At 49.4% G+C, this 21,209-nt stretch carries 19 protein-coding genes and 2 riboswitches; of the genes, 3 read left to right on the forward strand and 16 right to left on the reverse strand.

All coding sequences use genetic code 11. The features are described from left to right. Window positions 1–35: 35 nt before the first annotated feature. The 12 genes from ABEW34_RS18270 to ABEW34_RS18325 form a co-directional block, all read right to left on the reverse strand. Window positions 36–1,181 (reverse strand): glycosyltransferase, encoded by a 1,146-nt coding sequence (locus ABEW34_RS18270; protein ID WP_430160574.1) that lies wholly within the window; start codon window positions 1,179–1,181, stop codon window positions 36–38. Between the two features lie 26 nt (window positions 1,182–1,207). Continuing rightward, on the reverse strand, window positions 1,208–2,803 hold the full coding sequence (locus tag ABEW34_RS18275) for a lipopolysaccharide biosynthesis protein (RefSeq protein ID WP_430160575.1): 1,596 nt from the start codon (window positions 2,801–2,803) through the stop codon (window positions 1,208–1,210). After that, a complete protein-coding gene (gene tuaD, locus ABEW34_RS18280; RefSeq protein WP_430160576.1) occupies window positions 2,715–4,043 on the reverse strand; it encodes a UDP-glucose 6-dehydrogenase TuaD in 1,329 nt (442 codons plus the stop codon). Before tuaD ends, ABEW34_RS18275 begins: the two co-directional genes overlap by 89 nt. Beyond that, window positions 4,043–4,927 (reverse strand): UTP--glucose-1-phosphate uridylyltransferase GalU, encoded by an 885-nt coding sequence (galU, locus tag ABEW34_RS18285; RefSeq protein WP_430160577.1) that lies wholly within the window; start codon window positions 4,925–4,927, stop codon window positions 4,043–4,045. The genes tuaD and galU overlap by 1 nt, the downstream gene beginning before the upstream one ends. A 32-nt stretch (window positions 4,928–4,959) precedes the next feature. Beyond that, entirely contained in the window at window positions 4,960–6,207 is a 1,248-nt protein-coding gene (locus tag ABEW34_RS18290; protein WP_430160578.1) for a Wzz/FepE/Etk N-terminal domain-containing protein, read from the reverse strand. A gap of 68 nt (window positions 6,208–6,275) precedes the next feature. Beyond that, window positions 6,276–8,474 (reverse strand): glycosyltransferase, encoded by a 2,199-nt coding sequence (locus ABEW34_RS18295; RefSeq protein ID WP_430160724.1) that lies wholly within the window; start codon window positions 8,472–8,474, stop codon window positions 6,276–6,278. A gap of 423 nt (window positions 8,475–8,897) precedes the next feature. Beyond that, window positions 8,898–9,845 carry a glycoside hydrolase family 26 protein gene (locus ABEW34_RS18300; protein ID WP_430160579.1) on the reverse strand — a complete coding sequence of 316 codons (948 nt, stop codon included), beginning with the start codon at window positions 9,843–9,845 and terminating at the stop codon, window positions 8,898–8,900. An 85-nt stretch (window positions 9,846–9,930) separates the two neighbouring features. Continuing rightward, window positions 9,931–10,019, reverse strand: a riboswitch (cyclic di-GMP riboswitch). An 82-nt stretch (window positions 10,020–10,101) separates the two neighbouring features. Next, window positions 10,102–10,189, reverse strand: a riboswitch (cyclic di-GMP riboswitch). Window positions 10,190–10,277: 88 nt separating this feature from the next. After that, window positions 10,278–11,537: a mannosyltransferase family protein gene (locus ABEW34_RS18305; protein ID WP_430160580.1), complete on the reverse strand. Its 1,260-nt coding sequence runs from the start codon at window positions 11,535–11,537 to the stop codon at window positions 10,278–10,280. Between the two features lie 3 nt (window positions 11,538–11,540). Then, window positions 11,541–12,557 (reverse strand): glycosyltransferase family 2 protein, encoded by a 1,017-nt coding sequence (locus ABEW34_RS18310; protein WP_430160581.1) that lies wholly within the window; start codon window positions 12,555–12,557, stop codon window positions 11,541–11,543. Window positions 12,558–12,773: 216 nt separating this feature from the next. Next, window positions 12,774–14,453: an arginine--tRNA ligase gene (gene argS, locus ABEW34_RS18315; protein ID WP_430160582.1), complete on the reverse strand. Its 1,680-nt coding sequence runs from the start codon at window positions 14,451–14,453 to the stop codon at window positions 12,774–12,776. 2 nt (window positions 14,454–14,455) lie between these two features. Continuing rightward, window positions 14,456–14,902, reverse strand: a complete 447-nt coding sequence (locus tag ABEW34_RS18320) for a DUF1934 domain-containing protein (protein WP_430160583.1) — start codon at window positions 14,900–14,902, stop codon at window positions 14,456–14,458. Window positions 14,903–14,983: 81 nt separating this feature from the next. Beyond that, window positions 14,984–15,502: a DNA-deoxyinosine glycosylase gene (locus tag ABEW34_RS18325; RefSeq protein ID WP_430160584.1), complete on the reverse strand. Its 519-nt coding sequence runs from the start codon at window positions 15,500–15,502 to the stop codon at window positions 14,984–14,986. 161 nt (window positions 15,503–15,663) lie between these two features. On the opposite strand from ABEW34_RS18325, the gene ABEW34_RS18330 reads away from it, so the two are divergent. Continuing rightward, a complete protein-coding gene (locus ABEW34_RS18330; RefSeq protein WP_430160585.1) occupies window positions 15,664–15,936 on the forward strand; it encodes a hypothetical protein in 273 nt (90 codons plus the stop codon). 56 nt (window positions 15,937–15,992) lie between these two features. Here the strand turns inward: ABEW34_RS18330 and ABEW34_RS18335 are convergent, their stop codons facing one another. Then, window positions 15,993–16,676, reverse strand: a complete 684-nt coding sequence (locus tag ABEW34_RS18335; protein WP_430160586.1) for an LrgB family protein — start codon at window positions 16,674–16,676, stop codon at window positions 15,993–15,995. Further along, window positions 16,673–17,047, reverse strand: a complete 375-nt coding sequence (locus tag ABEW34_RS18340) for a CidA/LrgA family holin-like protein (protein ID WP_430160587.1) — start codon at window positions 17,045–17,047, stop codon at window positions 16,673–16,675. Before ABEW34_RS18340 ends, ABEW34_RS18335 begins: the two co-directional genes overlap by 4 nt. Window positions 17,048–17,160: 113 nt before the next feature. Between ABEW34_RS18340 and ABEW34_RS18345 the strand changes: the two genes are divergently transcribed. Both ABEW34_RS18345 and ABEW34_RS18350 read left to right on the forward strand, forming a co-directional pair. Further along, entirely contained in the window at window positions 17,161–18,054 is an 894-nt protein-coding gene (locus ABEW34_RS18345) for a LysR family transcriptional regulator (protein WP_430160588.1), read from the forward strand. 178 nt (window positions 18,055–18,232) lie between these two features. Continuing rightward, a complete protein-coding gene (locus ABEW34_RS18350; RefSeq protein ID WP_056035029.1) occupies window positions 18,233–18,784 on the forward strand; it encodes a guanylate kinase in 552 nt (183 codons plus the stop codon). A gap of 76 nt (window positions 18,785–18,860) precedes the next feature. Here the strand turns inward: ABEW34_RS18350 and ABEW34_RS18355 are convergent, their stop codons facing one another. Beyond that, entirely contained in the window at window positions 18,861–20,072 is a 1,212-nt protein-coding gene (locus ABEW34_RS18355; protein WP_430160589.1) for an acyl-CoA dehydrogenase family protein, read from the reverse strand. A gap of 24 nt (window positions 20,073–20,096) precedes the next feature. After that, window positions 20,097–21,173 carry a dimethylsulfone monooxygenase SfnG gene (gene sfnG / locus ABEW34_RS18360; protein ID WP_430160590.1) on the reverse strand — a complete coding sequence of 359 codons (1,077 nt, stop codon included), beginning with the start codon at window positions 21,171–21,173 and terminating at the stop codon, window positions 20,097–20,099. Window positions 21,174–21,209 lie beyond the last annotated feature (36 nt).

The raw sequence follows: 21,209 nt of genomic DNA on the forward strand, positions 1-21,209 counted from the left end.
CCTCCTATACCAACTTACTATAATTGTAGACTCTATTAGGTCAGCAGCTGCGAGTAGAAACCAAGCAGCTTGTTCTCTTCGTGCACCCAGTTCAGCTCTTCGCGTACGGCGCGCGCTCCATTGCGTCCCATTCTCGCCGCTTTTGCCGGATCATTCTTAAGTTCATTAATCGCTCGCAGCACCGCCGGCCCATCGTTAGGATCAACCGCAATGCCGCACCCATGAAGATTTACGAACGCCTCCCAGCTTGGGAAATTGGAGCAAATGATCGGCAGCCCCGCATTCATATACTCAAAAAACTTCGTCAGCTCTTTCTTCGCATAATGCTCAGTCGGCGGAAACAGCGCGAGGCCCGCCAGCCAGCGGCTCTCGGCATAATAAGCGTCAATCGCATCGCGGGCGATAAACTTCTCCACACCGTCGATCGTTACACGATCCGCCGCTTCCCCGGCAGCTTCGGCAACCCGGTCTGCAATTGGCTGCGCGCATTTGCCTACATAATGCACATGAATGCGTTCATCCAGCTTTGCTATCTGAGCATGCAGCTCGGAGCCGCGATCCAGCGTGACATTGCCCGTGTACAGCAGATGAATGGCATCATCCTGCTGCGCCCCGCCCGCTTCTGCTTCCGCATTTGCAGCAGGCTTGTCCGCCATCGGCTGCAAGATCGGATAGTTCAGCACATCTACGCCGCGCAAATATTTGTCCCGGTAATATTTTTCTGCCAGCACAATTTCGAACTGGTTAATGCAAAGCTTCTCAACGATGCGATAAAGGCTCGCAAGCGTATTTCTAGCCCAAACCGGCAAATATTTCTTCTGCCGAATACCCGTTTCGTAATCCTCGTGGATGTCGTAAACGACATGATTGGATTTATTTTTGAGCAGCCACCCTACCCAAATCAGCTCGGGATCATGAAAATGGTACACATCCGCCTCAAGCTGCTTGGCGAGCCGGTAAGCCTGCCAGCTGTTCTTCGTCATACGAACCCAGCGGTTCGCTGCTTTGCGAAGCTTGATCAGCTTGAAAGCCGGTTTTACTCGGTCCAGATCCGGATGATCCGTCGCAATCAGCGTCACATCATAGGCCGCACTGGCGAGCGAGGCGCATTCTTTATGGAAAATGCGGGTATCCATCGGATGGTGCACCGTTGTCATATGAACCACCTTATGTTGAACCATCGTAAACCACCTTCTGCCTGAATAATTTAAGCTTGCCGTTTTCTGCGCACCTTGGCCAGCAACTGCTGCATTTTGCCGCGGAGCGCCGTTCTGCTCGTATGTACCATCATTTTAGGGAACAACAGCACAACAACTGCAAACCATACCATTGCAAAAATGCCTGACACTGCAAGATTTACAAAGCTGACCATCCCAAGCGGCCTGATCGCCTCCGTCATGACATATAAGCCAATCAGCGTCCACACACTGCCAAGCAGCGCAGGTAAATGTGCCTTCCCCAGCTCCCGCCACGTGCACGACAAAATCGTTTTACACAGGTACAGCATATTGAAGTAGTGCAAGCTTATGGCAATTAAAACGCCGAAAGCAGCCCCGGACAACCCCCAGCGCATGCCAATCCCTGCGCCCGCGATAACAAGCAGGACATAAAGCACCTGCCGTGAAGCCCGTTTATACACATACCCTCTAGCCAATACGAGTGAATTGCTGATTTTGTAAGTTGTACGGAATAACATGCCCACGCATAAAATTTGGAATGGAATAACGACCTCCGTCCACCCGCTTCCCAGAACGACGGCGACAATCTCGGGAGCTAGCAAATAACAGATGACGCTGATAGGAGCAACAAGCAGGGATGTATAAGAAATGCTTCTTATATAAGAGGCTTTGAGCTGCTGAAGATCATCCTGAAGCTTGGACATCGACGAAAACAGCACTTTATCGAGCACTTGCCCAAGCAGCGTAGCCGGAAGCACGGCCAACTGATAGGCTCTGCCGTACAATCCCAGCGCAGCTGCGCCAAGCCCGCGGCCAATGATCAAATTGTCGCTTTGGACCGCTAAATAATTGCTAAGGCTGTCGATGGTCGCGCCACCGCCGAATCGCAGCAGCGATTTCGCCGCCTGTGCATGTCCACTCGTCTTTTCCCGCAGAAACCGGGGCGGCTGTGCGGCAATCAGCATCGTAAAACGGATAGCCGTCTGCACCAAATGCGCTGCTAACAGCGCCCAAATGCCATAGCCATACACGCCGAGCGTAATGCCGACGATGCCGTAGCCCGCCGTATAAGATACGATTTGCGACAGCGATAGCTGACGGAACTTCAGCTCCCGTTGCAGCAAAGCTTCAGAAACAATGGCCACGCCATTGAGCGGAAATACGAGCGCCAATATGCCCAGCACTTCGGCAAGCTGCGGCATTTTGAAAAAAACTGCCAGCAGATCAGAGGACAGCCAAAGTACCGCTGCCACTACAACGCCAAGCATAGAAGAAATAAAGAAGGACACCTGCAAGTCGACCGCGTGAATTTCTTTGCGCTGAATAATGGCTGGACCTACACCAATACTGGCAAACAAGGTCGAGAAGCTGACGATTACGAGCGCCATATTAATGAGTCCAAACTCCTCGGCACCGACGAAGCGGGCAAGGACGACAAGCACGACCATCTGGATGACATTTTGCAATCCGGTTCCCGTGAATGCCCACAGAAAACCCTTGCGGGTTCTGCGGGTCAAGCCGGCTTCCGACACATGATTATCCGAGTTGGCTGGCATAAGCGTTAATATCCGGGCGACCGATGGAAGCATAAACGAACTGCCGCTTCTCCATCTCTGCCAAATCAAATATGTTGCGTCCGTCGATCAAAATCGGCTGCTTCAGCCGCTTTCTCACTTCATCCAAATCCATCTTCACTACCTGCGGCCATTCGGTCAAAATGACACAAGCATCGCAGCCGTCGACCGTTTGCAGCAGATTATCCGAATAAACAACATCCGTGCCAATAACCAGCTTCGCTTGTTCAACTGCTACCGGATCATACGCATGCACTTCAGCACCGCGGCTGATAAGCTCGCGAATGATCGGAATCGAAGGCGCAGAGCGCATATCATCTGTCTCCGGCTTAAACGCCAGACCGAGCACGGCAATTTTTTTGCCTGCGACAGAACCTACAATTGTATCGATTTTTTGTACAAAATGGATCGGCTGATTTTTGTTCGTTGCAATAACCGATTCAATCAGCTTGAATTCGTACCCGACATTTTTGGAGATGGAAATGAGTGCTTCGGTATCCTTCGGAAAGCAAGAACCGCCAAATCCGATACCGGCGTCTAAAAATTTATTTCCAATGCGGCTATCCAGACCAAGCCCGTAAGACAAATCGACGACATTCGCACCGACTCGCTCGCAAATATTGGAAATATCATTTATGAAGGAAATTTTCATCGCGAGGAAGGCATTGCTGGCATATTTAATCATTTCAGCCGTTTCAATGTTGGTCTCGACAATGGTCGTGTTGAATGGTTCATGGAGCTCGCGAATCAACTGCATCGCCTGTTTGCTTTCAGCGCCGATGACAGCGCGCTCCATATTCATGCAATCCTTAATGGCCGTACCTTCTCGCAAAAATTCCGGATTGGATACGACATCAAAGCCTGCCTCTCTTCCGCCTAAATGCCCCCGAATGATCGACTCTACCCGCTTGCCCGTTCCAACGGGCACTGTGCTTTTGTTCACGACGACTTTATAGCCGTTCAGCGACTTCCCAATCGTCTCGGCCACGCCGTCAACGTAAGTCAGATCCGCTTCGCCGGTTGGCGACATTGGCGTACCCACTGCGATATAAATAATATCCGAAGCCTGAATAGCCGCTTCCACGTCGCTTGAGAAGGCAAGTCTTCCCGCTTGGCGGTTCGCGTGTACCAATTCAGCAAGGCCCGGCTCATAGATTGGAATTTGACCGTCATTCAGCTGGTCAATTTTGTTTTGGTTAATGTCGGCACAAATGACATGATGGCCTTTCTCTGCGAAGCAAGCGCCGTTCACCAGGCCGACGTAGCCTGTACCAATTATCGTAACTTTCATTATGCATTCACTCCACTTTTCGCACGGCTTAAAATCTGTTCAAGTGATTTAATTAAATCTGCGGAAAACTCCTGACGTTCGAGCGCGAACTCTACATTTGTCAAAATAAAGCCCGGAATTTCACCGACATCGTAACGTCTGCCTTCAAACAGATAAGCGAGCACGTCCTCGATCTGGTTCAGCTTTTGCAGCGCATCGGTTAATTGAATTTCCTGGCCAGCTCCAACCTCTTGCTGCTCAATCAGGTTGAACACTTCCGGCGTCAGCACATACCGTCCCATAATGGCAAAGTTGGAGGGTGCTGTGCCCAGCTTCGGCTTCTCTACCAGATTATTCACTTTAATAAACCGATCGTTCACCTCAGATGGATCAATGATGCCATAACGCGCCGTTTCTTTATCCGGTACATGCTGTACGCCGATAACCGATTTGCCCGTTTGCTCAAAAGCATCAATCAACTGCTTCGTGCATGGCGTCTCGCCTTTAACGATGTCATCACCAAGCAGCACGGCGAAAGGCTCATTGCCGATAAACTTGCGTGCGCACCAAATCGCGTGCCCAAGACCTTTTGGTTCTTTTTGACGAATATAGTGAATGTCGACTTTGGAAATTTCCTGCACCTTCTCAAGCAGATGCAGCTTTTGATTTTTCAGCAGATTCGCTTCCAGCTCAAACGCATTGTCAAAATGGTCCTCGATGGAACGTTTGCCTTTACCCGTTACAATAATAATCTCTTCAATCCCGGATTGAACGGCCTCTTCTACAATATATTGAATCGTTGGCTTGTCCAGGACAGGGAGCATCTCTTTCGGCATCGCCTTTGTTGCTGGCAAAAACCTCGTTCCAAGTCCGGCCGCCGGAATAATCGCTTTTGTTACTTTCATCGCAAATCCCTCCCAAGTTAGATAAAAAGTGATTACACTTCAATAAACACGATACTATTTATCTGAACATCCGTTGCCGCAAGACGGCTTTTCCATTCCTGTGCAACCGGAGCGAGTACCCGGTTCTCCTTGATCACGAGCGTATGCCAGTCGGCCAGCTCTGCAATCGTCTGCGCATCCGAGCAATGAACATAAGAAGGCAAATCCCAGATTACAACTTCGTAGCTGTCCCGAAGCTGTGCCATCAATTCCTCAGCCGACGTTTTCATAGAAAGACGTCCGCCTACCACGCATACCTCGATGAAATCCAATTGCTGTCCGGCGGTTTTGATTTTGCCATAAAAGCCTGGGCTAATTGACCATTCCGTATAGCCTTTTTTGCCGGAAGCCGTACTTGGCAGCTTGCCGTTCGGGTTAAACCTCACCCATGCGACTCTGCTTTCCCCAGCCAGCTTCTGCGCCAGCTGCTTGCTAATATTCCCGCTCATATGCTTGCGGTCAAGCGTTCCAAAGGCCAATGTCCGCTTCCCGCTTTTCTCCATCACATGGCGGTAACGCATGGCACGCGATTTCGCTTCCTCTGCCGCACGGCGCTTCAACCATCCCCCATAGAACGGAATAGCGGCTTCCGTCCGGCTGGCGAGCTTCGTCGTTTCCATTGGAACCTCGGCGAATATCGCTTGCACCTCCGGCGCTGTCTGCAGCTTGCGCGACATCATATGCAGCAGAAGCCATAAGCACAACAGGACAAGCAGTCCGCCAACAAAAGCTAGCAGCATATAAAATAACGGATTGGGGTTCACATAAACCGCCTTTTCCGCACTTGCTTTATGCAATAAAACTACGTTGTTGATTTTGAACAGCTCCAAGCTTTGCGAGCGGAACACACTAACGATGGTGTTGGCAATGGAGGCTGCCTGCTTACGGTCACCATCGGTTACGGTAATTCGGATAACCTGCGAGAGCTCGACGCTTTTCGCGCTAACTTTGGCAGCCAGTTGATCTGTGCTGTAAGGCAGGCCAAGCGCCGCAATTACCTGCTCCAAAATCAGTGGATTTTTCAAAATAACATTATACGTATCCATCAGCTTGAGACTGCCTTGAATGGAAGTGAAATTGTCACTTGTCTCTTGTGAGGTTATTACAATTTCAGCCGTTGCCTTATAAGACGGAGGACTTTGCATTTTCACATAGCCCACTGCGACTGACAGCAGCAGTGCCGGAATAATGACAAACGGCAATCTGCGGATGATCAGCTTAACCATTCTGTGTATTTCCAAATCTCTCATCCCCTTGCAAAACAATCATTCGCCCGTCATAGCCTGACGTTTATTCCTATTCAGCCTGTCTACGACTTGGAGTTCGCTTCTGCTGGCACAATGCCAGAACGCAGCTCCTTGCTTGGCGGTATGCTGCTGGACTCCCCCAGCAGCAGGCTTAAATCAAAAGCTTCATCGAATACAATGGCCGCTGTCATCTTATTGCGTTTGGCCCAGCCCACGCGGATAAGACGACCGTTTGCCTCGAACGCCGAGCCGATAATTTGCAGCCTGACCTTCTTGCCTTCATGCATCGCCGCCTTCTGCGGGAGCTCAATCCGGCAGCCCGTGTAGCTAATATCAAGCAGCTGTGTCCGGTAGCGGTCTTCTTGATCGACTACGATCGAAGCGCGCCGCTTCAGCCTAACTCTCGGGGACTTGCGATTTATCGATTTATAGGTGTACTTGAAATTAGAAAGATAACTGGTCACAGAAGTCCATACGCCCGCCTGGAAAATGCCCTTAACGAAATCATCTGCATTGCCATATACTTCAGCCAGCCATTTGCGCTCCTCATCAATGTTGTTCCAATGAAGCTTGAAGCCCACCTGGAATCCGGAGCCATGCTTATCATAAAATATTTTCTCGGCAGCTACGCGTATAGCGTCCTGAGACAACGGAATATCCAGCTCCATGCGCTCTGGAAGCGGCAAAATCGCGTCCGTATAAATACGGCAGCCCGTCTCGCTAATATCCAGTGTCCTGACGCTTGCCATCTTCAGCTCTTCATCTTCCATATATCGAAGCGTGAGCGGCAGCTCCTTGGCGAAGCGCTCCGCCTCCCGCATGCGCGGGCGCTCAAAGCCAAGCAACAGAGCGAGAAGGAGAAATACTCCGTTATAACCAAGCCAAAATAAATTAATAAGCATCGGCTGCAATTCATTTTCCCCTGCACCCGCAATACGCCCCACATTTAAACCCAACAGTACAATTGACAGCACAAGCAGAACAAACAATGGCATCATATAGCGATAATTAATAGATGTTTTGTTCTGATAAATGCCTTTCGGCGTCACTTCAAAGGGAATAGCCTTGCGGAAGATTGTTTCCTGAAGGGCTGCGAGGAATAGCGTTGGCGTCATGGCCGTCTCGTAAACGTTGTTCCAGAACACATTGAGCTTCTTATTCGTTAAATAAGGCACTACCGTAACCGAGAACAAGAAATATGGCAGCCAGAAGATAAGCAGTTGTTGCAAGCTTGTTTCAAGAATAGCCACGCCAAAGGTCAAGAATAGCATTGGTGACAGTATGTACATAAAGCGTGTAACGCCAAAGTACCAGTACAGCAGGTTGGAGAAATACAGCAGCCGCTGCATCAACGACAAGCCCTTTGCCTCAAGCGGATTGGACATCCTCGTCGTTTGTATCGTGCCCCTCGCCCAGCGGGCCCGCTGTTTAATCTGATCAGATATGGACTCAGACGTTAGGCCAAGTGCCAGCACCTCATTCAGGCAATAAGATTCAAACCCATTGGATTGAAGCTTCATCCCTGTAGCCAAATCCTCCGTGATCGTACCAATAACGAAGCCGCCGATATGGTCAATGGCGCTTCGCCGGAAAATGCAGTTGCTGCCCACATAAATAACAGCATTAAAACGGTCTCTTCCCGACTGAATAAGCCGCATGAACATATCCTGCTCGTTCGGAATGTTACGCCCTTGGTAGTAGTTGTATTGGAAAATATCTTCATTGTAAAAAACTTGGGGCGTTTGTACGTAAGCAAGCTTCTCATTCTCTGCAAAAAAACCTACCGTTCGCTGTAAAAAATCCGGTTTTGGCATCATGTCTGCATCCAAAGTAAGGAGCAAATCGCCCTTCATCTTCGTCAGCGCATGATTCAAATTACCCGCTTTAGCATGCTCATTTCCTGGACGATCGAGATAATGAACGCCTAAGCCTTCGGCTAATTCTCTCATTTCCGCTCGTTTTCCGTCATCACACACCCAAATATTTAACAAATGCTCCGGATAATTCAAGTTTTTACAAGCAAGGATAGTTTTTCTAACCAAGGATGGTGGCTCATTGTAGGTAGCGATTGTAACATCCACGGAATAAAGGTTGTCAGGTAATGGCGCAGGCTTTCTTTCAGTGGGTTTCAGCAGAAGAATGTGGAATAAAACGGATTGAAAAATAGAAATGATTTCAAAAAATAGTAACAACGATCCAAAAATTAATGACCAGCCAGATGGGAGTGTTTGTACAAGTCTCCATACTAGATACACGATCATGATAGCAATGGATACTGTTGTTAATATGTACCTAGCTTTTGTTTTCAAATAACCCCAATCCTTTGCGCTCTATTTATTCGCCATAATTCCATTCCTTTTCTGACTAATCTACAACATGGATTGACTATACTGTCTATTTTCGCTGTCGATATTTGTTAAATCGGCCGGAAATATGATATTTTTGGCGGCTAAGGCTCAAATTCAAAGTTATCTTATCACAATCTTTGCCCCTTTAAAAGTTAATTTTTCTTTTTAACATCGTAATCTTCTTGGCAAATGTGTAGAAAAAAAGCGAAAAAACTCTAATTTTACGCGGTTTGCGCGAAATTAGAGTTTTTTCAGAATACCTATTTAGTACTATACCAGCCAGTGTTTGAAAGAGTTGACACCAGGATTAAACTACTAGCCCAGTCTACCACTCTATTAAAGCGTTTTTTGCAGCGTTTGGTAAGCGCTCAGGCTATCAGCCGACGAATCGATATGCCAGTCCAGCTCTTTGTTCTCGTTGAACCAGATCAAGCCTTTAATTTGGCTGTAAGCTGGCGATTGCACTTGATTCATCGCATCAATAACCCATTCGTTTTTGCTGCCGCCGCTTTCGGTTGTGCCTGTTTCAGCGATAATGATCGGCTTGCTCGAAATGCTTGTCAGCGCTTTGTACGAAGCGTAGAACACGTCGTTAAAGCTTCTCCACGAGCTCCACGATTCTTTCGTTCCAAAGTTGTAGCCATCGATCGAAAGCAGGTCTACGTAAGCATCACCTGGGTACATAGCTGTAAACGATGCGTTTTTGCCAACATTTTCAGCGTTTACGTTGTACATGAATTTCACGTTCGTTGCGCCTTGCTCTCTGAAAATCGTAACGACACGTTGGAATGCCGCTTTGTAAGTCTCGTTTGTGTTAACTGTGCTGTCGCCAACGCCCCAGCCGTACCAGTTGCCATTGCCTTCGTGGAAAATGCGAAGCCAAATTTCCGGGTTCTTGTTAGCTGCTTGCCAGTTAACCAGTTGTTTAGCCGTTTGTTTCAGGTAAGCGTCTACTACGCCTCTATTAATATCAGCGGTCGAATATTCTTTGTAATTTTTATTTTTAAACTCAAGGGTAAGTAGGTTAATCGAACCATTATTATTTACATAGTCCATAAAGCCCTTCCATTCATTAATCCCTTGGTTCGAATTGACAAAAGTATGTACAACATCCTGGTGTCCACCGATTAGTTGCTCGTAGGCAGCGATGTTGTTCAAGCTTTGGTTCGGCCAAGTGCCGATCCATGCTCCGTTGTAAAAGCTCGTTTGTGCGCTAGCAGGGAGTGCCCATAGTAATGTCGAAGCGAGCATAAGGAGTGTAAGTGCGAATTTTGTAGTTTTCATAGTAAGTTCCTCCCCCGAGCGAATGATGGTACGTGGTCCGAAGAACACGCCACACCTTCATCAGGCAAAGGAGGCTATGTCGGGCTTCGGCAGCTGGCGAGCATATCCTGTTAAAGGATGAAGCCCCTATAGCTTTGCGCACATCAGGTTTCCCTGAGTTTGCCTTTTCGTGCTTGTAAGCAATAAAAAAAAGATAGTCCCTGCTCCCGAAAGAACAAAGTCTACCTTGATTAATAAAGGAAGAATCGATGTTGAATTCGGTAGCTGGCGAGCATATTCCGTTAGGAATGAAGCCCCTGTAGCTTTGCGCACATCAGGTTTCCCTGAGTTTGCCTTTTCGTTAAACGACCTAGGTATAAAGTACGAGCTAAAGTAATATGGTGCTATTGTACACCTTAAGCGCAAATTTCGTCAATTTATTTTTTCATAAATTTATACAACGAAAAAATATCCATTAAAGTAGCAAATCGCATACACAATATGAAGCAGGAAAAACATCATGAAGTAAAACATTTGCAGCGCCTTATTATTTTTCAGCACATCCGCAAAATAAATATAGAAGGGGAACGCGACCATGACATAACGTGGAATGCTCTGCAAAAATTCGGCGCTGGCGAACGGAATGAGCATAAGCAGCAAACCATAGGCAAAAAACAGCCATTCATGAGCATTACGGCGAATATCTTTCCAGCGCATAATAAGAAAAACAGCAAAAATGACGAGGACGGCATTCGCGATAATAAAGGCAAGCAGGCCATTTTCCCATCCGCCATTTCCTGAGAAATATGGCTTTTGGATAAAATGAATATAGTTCGAAAATGGAGCAACCGTCTTGCGATACCAGTTAATGCTTTGCTCAGTAATCGGAGCCAGCATATCGCCAGTAAGCCATTTCATGTACAACAGATACCCGGCTAGCGGCAGCGCGGAAATGACTGCATAGCCTAAATACTTCGTGTCCTTCCACTTGAAGCGGTACAGCCTGTGTTCAATCAACAGCGTCCCCACAACGAAAAACAAGTTGACGAAGCCCAGATTGCGCGTCACAGCGGACAAGCCCCCGAACAGAAACGCGAGAAAATATCGTTTTTGCATCGCATAATAGACGGTCATTAGCGACAGCATGAGGAACAGGCTCTCTGTATAAGGCACGGCATAGAAGATGGCGGTCGGAAAAACAAGCAGCAGCAGCACCGCGACTTGGGCGTGCTCCTGTTTCAGCCCTCTTTTTAAACAAATGCCATAAAAATAAAAAAGCGATACGAGCAAAAACAAATTCGATAAAACCGATCCCACGACTGTTGCATCGTATTTAGAAATAGACTCCACCAAAAAGACTAACAAAGGGTATAGAGGGAAAAACACCCAATTTGCACTAGGATGCGGTTCGTTGATGTTATACGTATCGTAGCCATTTTCAACAATTCCCAAGTACCATACGCTGTCAAATTTTCTTAGATCCTCAAAGCTCGGCTTCTTCAGCTGTGAAATATCCGTCTGGATCGAGAGTTGGCTCGAAGTGAAATCATGCCCCTGCACGACCGTATAGTCTGGCGGAATTTGATAGTTCGGAAACAGATTCATGCCAAGAAAGCCTGCAAAATAAAGCAATATTCTCGTGATGACAAACAAGGAGAGCAGAAAGATCAAAACTTGCGTATTAGATTTAGCTTTAAGCAGCAGCGATTCCATTCGTCACCTCGTCTCTTGTAATTGCTGCGTTTTCGTTTTCGTTTCCGCTGGCACAACGTTATGCAGCACGGTTTCCACGAAGTATTTCGGGCGTTTCTTCGTTTCGATGTAAATTTTGCCGATATATTCGCCAATGAGTCCAATACACAGCAGCTGAATGCCGCCAATGAACCAAATCGAAAGAATCATCGAGCTCCAGCCGGATACCGTGTTGCCCTGCAAATGCCTGACGAATACATAAAGGGCGAACACTAGGCTCATGACCGACATAAAAAAGCCGACAACCGACACTGCGCGGATAGGAGATACGCTGAAGGAGGTAATGCCCTCCCATGCGAAGATAAGCATTTTTTTCAACGGGTATTTCGATTCGCCGGCGGTTCGCTCCAGACGATCGTAATACACACTGTCGGATTTGAAGCCGATGGTAGGAATAATGCCACGCAGGAATAGATTGACCTCCTGGTACTCCTCCAGCTTATCAACGATCTTCTTGCTCATCATCCGGTAATCCGCATGATTATAAACGACATTTACGCCAAGCTTAATCATTAATTTGTAGAAAAACTGCGCGCTGAACTTTTTGAACATCGTATCGGTCGTCCGCTTGTTGCGCACGCCGTACACGACCTCATAGCCCTGCTTGTACTTCTCAATAAACTGGTCGATCACCGTAATATCGTCCTGCAAATCGGCATCGATGGAAATAATGCAATCCGCATATTCCTTCGCTGTCAACAAGCCCGCAAGAAGTGCCCGCTGATGCCCGACGTTCCGGGAAAGCTTCAGCCCGCTCACAAAACGGTTGCTCCGGTGAAAGGAATCAATAAGCGACCACGTTTTATCGCGGCTGCCATCGTCTACAAGCAGCATTTTGCTGTGCTCGGATACCCTTCTCTCCTTCACCAATCGCTCCAGCAGCAAGGACATTTGCCGCACCGTTTCCGGCAGCGCTTCTTCCTCGTTATAGCAGGGCATGACGATCGATACAATAGGCAAATCCGACTCATCGCCTCTCATGACTTTTCCCTCGCTCTCTATGATGTTGTCCATTTTCGACAATTAGTATAATAGCATACATTGGTTAAAGCAAGGTGAAATGGCTGTCGCCGTCCTCTGGCGGCGCCGCGCGTTTAAGCCGTATTATGCACCATTTTCAAGAAAAAAAGCCCTTGCTGCAAGGGTAGCTGTCTGCCACCGCTGCCGCAAAGGCTGATCTTTGTCTGCATGGGAATATTACATTTGCTCAGGAGCCGAAACGCCCACAAGGCGGAGCGCATTCGCAATGACGGTGCGAATTGCGCCAAGCAGCGCCAGACGAGCTTGAGTCTGCGCCGCGTCTTCGGTAATGACGCGTTCTGCTCTGTAATAGCTGTGGAACTGGGAGGCCAGTTCATATACATAACGAATGATGCGATGCGGCGCATATTGCTCCGCCGCCTCCGCCACTTCCTGCGGCAGCTCGCCGAGCTTGCGCAGCAGGTCGTATTCAGCCTCCGACGTTAGCTTGCTGAGGTCGATCTGCTCAAGCGGCAGCAGCGCGAGGCTCTGCTCCTGCGCCTGGCGGAAAATGCTGCAAATCCGCGCATGCGCATATTGCACATAAAACACAGGATTCTCGTTGGATGTCGAAATCGCGAGATCCATATCAAAATCCAGATGCGAGTCCATGCTGCGCATCGTGAAGAAATAACGGATGGCGTCTACGCCTACCTCATCCATCAAATCCTGCATCGTAACCGCTTTGCCGGTACGCTTGGACATTTTCACCTTTTCTCCGTCCTGGAACAGGCTGACCATCTGGGCAATCAACACGACCAGCTTGCCTGGGTCGTTGCCTAACGCCTCCATCGCCGCTTTAACGCGTGGAATGTAGCCGTGGTGGTCTGCGCCCCAAATGTTGATCATCCGGTCGTAGCCGCGGCTGTACTTGTCCATATGGTACGCGATGTCCGGCGTCAAATAGGTGTAGGAGCCATCATTTTTGACGAGCACGCGGTTTTTATCATCACCGAAAGGCATCGTATCGAGCCAGGTTGCCCCCTCTTCCTCATAGACGTGGCCCTTCTCCTTAAGCGCCTCCAGCGCCTTTTCAACCTTGCCGTTCTTGTAAAGCGACGTTTCGCTGTACCAGATGTCGAAGCCGACGCGGAAGCGATTAAGATCATGCTTGATCTTGTCGAGCTCGCGCTCCAGGCCGAAGCTGCGGAAAAACTCCAAGCGCTCCTCCGTGCTGAGGCTCAGCAGACGATCACCCTCCTGCTCAGCCAGCAGCTCTCCAAAGCCGACAATATCCGCGCCATGGTAGCCATCCTCCGGCATCTCCGCTTCCTTGCCCAGCGCCTGCTGGTAGCGTGCTTCAATCGACTTCGCCAGGTTATTCACCTGATTGCCGGCATCGTTAATATAATATTCGCGGGTTACTTCATAGCCCGCATATTCAAGCACATTGCACAGCGCATCGCCTACCGCTGCGCCGCGTGCATGTCCAAGATGCAGGCTGCCCGTCGGATTCGCGCTGACGAACTCCATCTCCACGCGCTTGCCTGCGCCGATTTGCGTGCGTCCGTAGTTGTCGCCACCTGATATAACCTCGCCAACAACGGCGTATAAGTAGCTCTTGTCCATACGGAAGTTAATGAAGCCTGGTCCGGCGATTTCAGCCGATTGAATCGATGCTTTCGCATAATCGAGATTCGCGATGATCGTTTCGGCGATCATCCGCGGATTTTTTTTCGCCAGCTTGGTAAGCTGCATCGCTGCATTGGTCGCCAAGTCGCCATGCTCTTTATCCTTAGGCACCTCCAGCACGAATGCCGGCAGCTCGTCTCTCGCTGCGAGCCCGCCCGCTACTGCCGCGTCGGCAATAGCCGCTTTTACCTGCTCATACAATTGCTCTAATACATTTCCACTCATCGTTACTGTTCCCCCTGAATATGCAGCCGAATATGAAATCGGCCAGATAAATGCTCGTCAATCCACAAATCATATTTCCACTCTATTGAAAAAGGAGGCTCCGCCAGCTCTCCCGCAGCAGCGCCATCCGCATGAAGCACAAGCTGCTTCGTCTCCGTCTCCATTTGAAAACTCATAAATGGGGAACGATAGCGCCCAGCCCGCTTTCCGCCCACGGCGAAAAGCTGCTCCGATTCTACCGCTCCCCTGCGCGTAATAAGCAGCTCGCCTTGGCGATAGCGAATAAGCGACCTGATTGGCTCCGCATTCGCTTCTCCCTCGATCGGCTCCTCATAGCGGATATAGAGCGAGCGATCCTTGCGAAACAGCTCCCCGAGGTGCTCACCCACCTGAACAGCGCCATCCTGCCTGCTTTCCAGCTTAATGCTGACGTTCATTCTTTCTGACATGCTCGTGCTCCTGTATCTTCAGTCTTGACGTATGCTTCTACTATATACACGTATCCTTTCAATTTCAACGATTACCGTCGATTACTGTTCCTCTAGAAAAGGAACAATGCCGCGCCACGCTGCGATCCGATCTTCGAGATTTCGCATTTTCTGCGTCGGGATCGGGCTCGTGGACGGCATCTTGAGCAGCGCCAGCGAATCAAACGCCGGATGCTCGCGAAAATATTTTCGAAACGTATCGTACGCCTTCGTGCCATTAAATGCAAAGCAGCGCAGCCCCGGATATTGCGCCAGCAGCGCAGGCAAATCATTCGGCTTCTCATCCTTAATATTCACATCAAGGCTGCCTTCGCGCTCGCAGGATTCAATGACGTCGAACACCGCCAGCCGATGCTCCTGCAAAAAAGCGAGCCGCTTCGCATAATCCTCATCCGGCGCCCCAGCATCAAACAACCCATACACCATTCCCCAGAAATAGTTCCGCGGATGACCGTAGAACTGGCGATGCTCCAAAGATTTCACGCTTGGCGCCGTCCCCAGCACCAGCACGCGGGCCCGCTCATCAATGACGGGAGGAAATGAATATACACGTTCTGTCATAGCTCTGTCACCCCCTGCCAGCTGTTTTAACTATTATGGCATTTTTGGCGGGAAATTTCTCGCGCACAAATTAACACATGCAAATAAGAAGTACTACACAAAGTTAGTACTTTTTCAATCCGCATTATTTTTCTAAAATAAAAGAACAAGGAGCTGATCAAATGAGCAAAGCACGCAGCATGCTTACCCTATTAGCCGCATTCATGGCACTTTTAACCGTCTATTTTTTAATGACAAAGCAGCAGTTGTTCGGTTCGCAGTGGCTTATTGGGTTTGCAAGCAGCCTGGCAGGTTCGATTCTAAGCTTATGCGGCCCGTTTCAGGCTAGAAAACAATCCATTGGGTACGCAGCTGTCGCATGGGTCAACTTCGTGCTGTTCGGCTGGTACATTTTTATGTTTTCACCGCTCGCCGTGCTTTTTTTCGGACCTTAAGCTGCGGCAAGCAAATCCTCTCCGTTTCCCCCTCTTCACTCACCACCTATCCTCATTTACCCATGCATGAACAGCCCCGTCAGCCAAGGCAACAGCGCCAGTGAGATAAAAGCGGTCGCGATCATCGCAATGCTCGCAATCGATCCCGGCACAAGCCCAAACTCAAACGCTTTATGAGCACCCGCGCTATGCGCGCTGCTCCCCATTAGAACCCCCTTTGCAATATCGCTGCGAATGCGTGCCACTCGAATAACGAGCGGCCCGATAATCGTGCCAAGAATGCCTGTAACCAGCACGAAAATAGCCGTCAAGGTAGAAATGCCGCCAATCATATCATTAATGACCAGCGCAATCGGCGTTGTCGTCGAGCGCAGCAGCAGCGAGTCAATCAAGCTGTCGCTCAGCTCAAGGGAACGGCTGAACAACAGCGCCGCCATCATGCCGAAAATCCAGCCCGAGAGAACGCCCGTTATAATTTCAAATGCATGCTTTTTCATAATAGCTGCATTCTTATACATAGGAACCGCCAAAGCAATCGTTGCCGGGCCAACCATGCTGCTGAGCAAATGGCCGCCTTCATTATAATTTTGATAAGGAATTTTCCCTAATGCCAGAATAATTATGACGGCGATCGGTGTCACAAGCAGCGGAGACAGCAGCAGCATGGGCTTCAACCGATGAAGTTGCTTCGCTCCCCAGTAAATGCCGACTGTCAACAGAACATACATCAGCGCCATCATCCCCTGCCCCGCTCTTTCCTGCCCGCTACGAATTGCGTCATTACACCAGCGCACACCATGACGAGAACAGAAGTCACCACAATAACGAGCAAAATTTGCACGCCGCTTCCCAGCAATATATCTTTAAACTGCATCATGCCCGCAGCAGGAGGAATGAAAAACAGCAGCATTTCCGCCACCAGCCACTTCGAGCCCCGTTCGACCCATTCCACCTTGATCACTCTAAAGTGCAGAAGCAGAAAGACAAGAATCAGTCCCAAAATGCTTCCCGGTACCTTCAAGTGCAGCCAAACCGACAAGCCATTAAGCATCCAAAACAGTGCTACAAAAAAGAGAACCTGGATGAGTCCAAGTGTTATTTTTCTTATCATGCGTATAGCCCCTTCCTTCATCCAGTGTATACCTGCGAATTGACATAGGTAAAATGAATAATTAGAATGATTCGTATTGATATTATCTATGTCAGAAAAATAGGAGTGCCTGAATGGACATTCGTCATTTGGAATATGTGCTGGAGGTCGTGCGCCATGAAAGCTTCACGAAAGCAGCTGAGGCACTGCATATTACGCAGCCTACCATTAGCAAAATGATTAAAAACCTGGAGGATGAGCTGCAGACTCCCCTATTCATTCGTTCTGGAAAAAAAGTGCAGCTGACCGATGCAGGTCAAGCTATCGTGGCCCAGTCGCAGGATATTGTTCGCCTGTTCAAAACCTTGCAAAACGAGCTTAACGATGTAACTGATTTTCGCAAAGGGCTGGTGCGCATTGGCCTCCCTCCGATGATCAGCTCGATTATGTTCCCTGAGATCGTCAGCCTGTTCGTGAAGCGTTATCCCGGCCTGACGATTCGGCTGATCGAGGAGGGCTCGCTGACCGTAGAGGCCGAAGTAGCTAGCGGTGCCATTGATGCCGGGATTGTCATGATGCCTGTGAGAAATGACCAATTCGAGGTTTTTCCGGTTCAAACTGCCAGCCTTAGAGTCGTTATGCACCGCCAGCATCCTCTGGCAGGACGCAGCAAGCTTACGCTGCGCGAGCTTGAGCAGGAGGCGTTCATTATGTACCGCGAGGACTTCGCGCTGCATGCCCGCATCATAGACGAATGCGCACGTCTCGGTTTCAAACCCAAAATTATGCTCGAAAGCTCCCAGTGGGATTTTATTTGTGAAACGGTGGCGGTTGGACTCGGCATCGCCCTGCTGCCCGAAGCCATTTGCCAGAAACTCGATACGTCGCGCATCCACACGATTGCTATGGTAGATCCCGTCATTCCATGGAATCTCGCGATGATCTGGCGTCGAGACGGGTATTTATCGTTTGCCGCCCAAGAATGGATACGGTTTACGAAGGCTTATTTTGAATCAAAGGGGGCTTGATTTACCAATTTATTGAAAATTAACATGAACGCTTCTTCCATAAAGAAGGATTCACGCGATTTTTGTCGAATGCTATCTTTAAAATATAAGACATTTTAAGTGATGGGCTTGTAGATGAGCCTATATATGAGCTTATAAATGGACTTATATTTCTACGCGATGAAGGAGGCGACAGGCTATGGCTGGACCTTATATCTTCATTTTCACCGGTACTAGCGGATCTGGAAGAAAAACAATGGCTCACCGGATTGGCAAGGAACTTGGCATCAAGCATGTCAGCTCTTACACAACACGCCCTCCACGAGATTCTGAGCCGCCTGACCGCGACTATCACTATATTGAGCAAGAACGATTTGACCGGATGAACGCAAGCGGCGATTTTATTGAAACCGCCGTTATCCATAAGCATCATTATGGAATCCGCACTCATGAGCTTACTGATTTACTAAGCGAGGGCAAGCATGTGTATATGATTCTCAACAGCGATGGCGCTTCCCTGATTAAGAAGCTATACGGCGAGCAAGTCGTCCGCATCTTCCTGTACGTAGAAAAACGCACCGTCATCGAGCGGCTGGAGGCGAAGGGGCTTCCTGCAGAGGTTATCAACAGCTACATGTCGATTTACACCGAAGAGGTCGTCTACCGCAAGCAATGCGAGCATGTGCTGGAAAATCTCGACCTGAATCGCACGATGATGAAAATTCGCGAGGCGATTCAATCGCATTTATAATCGCAAAAACGGGTACCGCTCTACTAACAGAGCAGTACCCGTTATTTATTTATCTAAAAGCTTCTTCCTTCCTCTATTAGTCTCCGCCCTCATGCCACAACTCCAGCGGCAGACCGACTAGCGCTTTGCCGATCCACTCTCTGGCGATATTGTTGGAAGGCCCCATCGCAATGCCGGCTCTGGCATCTCGAAACAAACGCTCGAATACGCCTTTTTTGTAGCCATAGCCTCCCGTTACATCCAATGCCGCTTTTGTCGCTTTGTTCGCCACCTCGGCCGCATGCACCTTAAATTCCACCAGCGGCAGCAGCAGCTCTACCTGCGGTCTGCCCTGCGCCTGCAGCTCATCCAGCTGCTTCGCCAATGATTGCTGCCATGGCTTAAGGCTCTCGATTAAAATTTTCACTTCGGCCAGCTGCTGGCGAATAATTTGATAATCAGCCAGCCGTTTATTGAAATCCCGGTGAACCATGCCTTTCACATAGGCGGTCGCCGCCTCCAAAGCAGCCTCCGCAACGCCCAGCCAGGTTGATCCAAGCCCAATCAGGTATACCGGAGATACGCCGCTCTCCAGAATCTCCCGGCCTTGTCCTTCGATTCCTAATTTGTCCTGCGCCTCAACCCGTACACCCTCATAAGTAATCGGGCCGCTATGGTTGCCTCGTACACCCAATGCATCCCATACGCCAGGTGTAATGCCCGGAAGCTTGCTATCTACAAGGAAAAAGCTAACGTCGGTAGGGGTCTGCGCACCAGGCGTCCTCGTCTGGAACACATAAAAATCCGCCTGGCCCGAGCTGGTTGTAAACGACTTCTCGGCATTCAGTATATAATCGTCCCCATCGCGGGAAGCCTCGCTGAAGTTGAACCACCAATGACCGCCCGATGCTTTCTCGCTTGTTGAATAGGTGCCTACAAGCCCCTCGCTTACCGGCACAAGCCAGCGCTCCTTCTGATCGTCGTTGCCGTACAGCGCAATCGTCTGGACGGCGCCCACATGCATCACATATACGAGCGAGGTAGAAGGGCAGCCCTTGCCGATTTCCTCAGCCGCAATAGCGAAGGCGACGTGATCCAATCCGCGCCCCTTCCATTGCTCAGGGATCAGCACGCCATTCCAGCCAGCTTCAGCCAGTGCTTGCAGATTTTCTTTAGGAAAGCGGCCTTCTCTATCCGTGGCCTCCGCTCTTGGCTTAATCTCCGCTTCTACCAAGCTGCGAATTTCTTCCCTTAGCTGCTCATAGTCAGGCTTAACAGGGTCTGCAGTCGATGCTATTTGTACACTCATCTTCATCTCTCCTTAAGTTTCTTATTATTGGGATGCTACGCTCAGCAATGCTGCTTCCTTCTCCCGAACGAGAGGAATCACTTTTTCGCCGAATGCTTGAATGTCTTCATCGTAATGCAGAAAGGCGGTCAGAATGAGGTCTACCCCAATGGCCTTTAGCGCGATGATCTTGTCAGCCACCTGCTCAGCCGTGCCAATGAGCCCCGTCTTAAAGCCATCGTTGTACTGCACCAGATCGTTGTAATCCGAGTTCGCCCACATCCCCTCCTTCTCAGGCGAGGCTTTCCCGGCGAACTGCACTTGACTGCGGAAACCTTCCACAGCCTCGGGGTCCGAATACGCAATAATGTCCCTCAGCACCTGTCTGGCCTCTTCTTCCGTATCCCGCACGATGACAAATGCATTTGCCCCTACTCGCAGCTCACGATTATTAGCCGCCGCATCCGCCTTAACCTCATCAATTTGCGCCTTGAAGCCGTCGATCGTATTGCCATTCATAAAATACCAATCCGATACTCGCGAGGCCATCTTTCGTGCTGCCGAGGAATTGCCACCTTGAAATACGGGTGGAGTGACGCTCGGCTTCGGCTTCAGGGGGGCGGAGTTCAGGCGGTAGAAATCGCCGCGGAAGGAGGCTTCATCCTGCGACCACAGCTCTTGCAGTACGCGGATAAATTCCTCCGATCTGCGGTAGCGCTCGTCGTGATCCAGCCATGGCTCGCCATAGCCATGAAACTCTCCCTTAAACCAGCCGCTGACGATGTTAACAGCAGCCCTTCCATTGCTGATATGATCAATGGTCGAAATCATTTTGGCTACTGTCCCCGGATGCCATAAACCCGGCAATACAGCCGCAATCCATTTAATCTTTGAGGTCACTGCCGCCAGCGCAGAAGCCAGACTAATCGCCTCCAACTGATTGTCTGCTCCATAACTGGCAATGAAACGGGTCTGCAGCAGCGCAAATTCGAAGCCCGCTTCTTCCGCAATCTGCGCATATCTCGCATTATCATCGAACGACCATCCGGTTTTTTGCGGAATTTTGGAGATGACCAAGCCTCCGCTTACATTTGGCACCCAATAAGCAAATTTCAAAGTCATTTTTACTCACCTCTACTGATTTTTTAGTCAAGAGGA

Source organism: Paenibacillus algorifonticola (assembly GCF_050481745.1).
Taxonomy (GTDB): Bacteria; Bacillota; Bacilli; order Paenibacillales; family Paenibacillaceae; genus Pristimantibacillus; species Pristimantibacillus algorifonticola_A.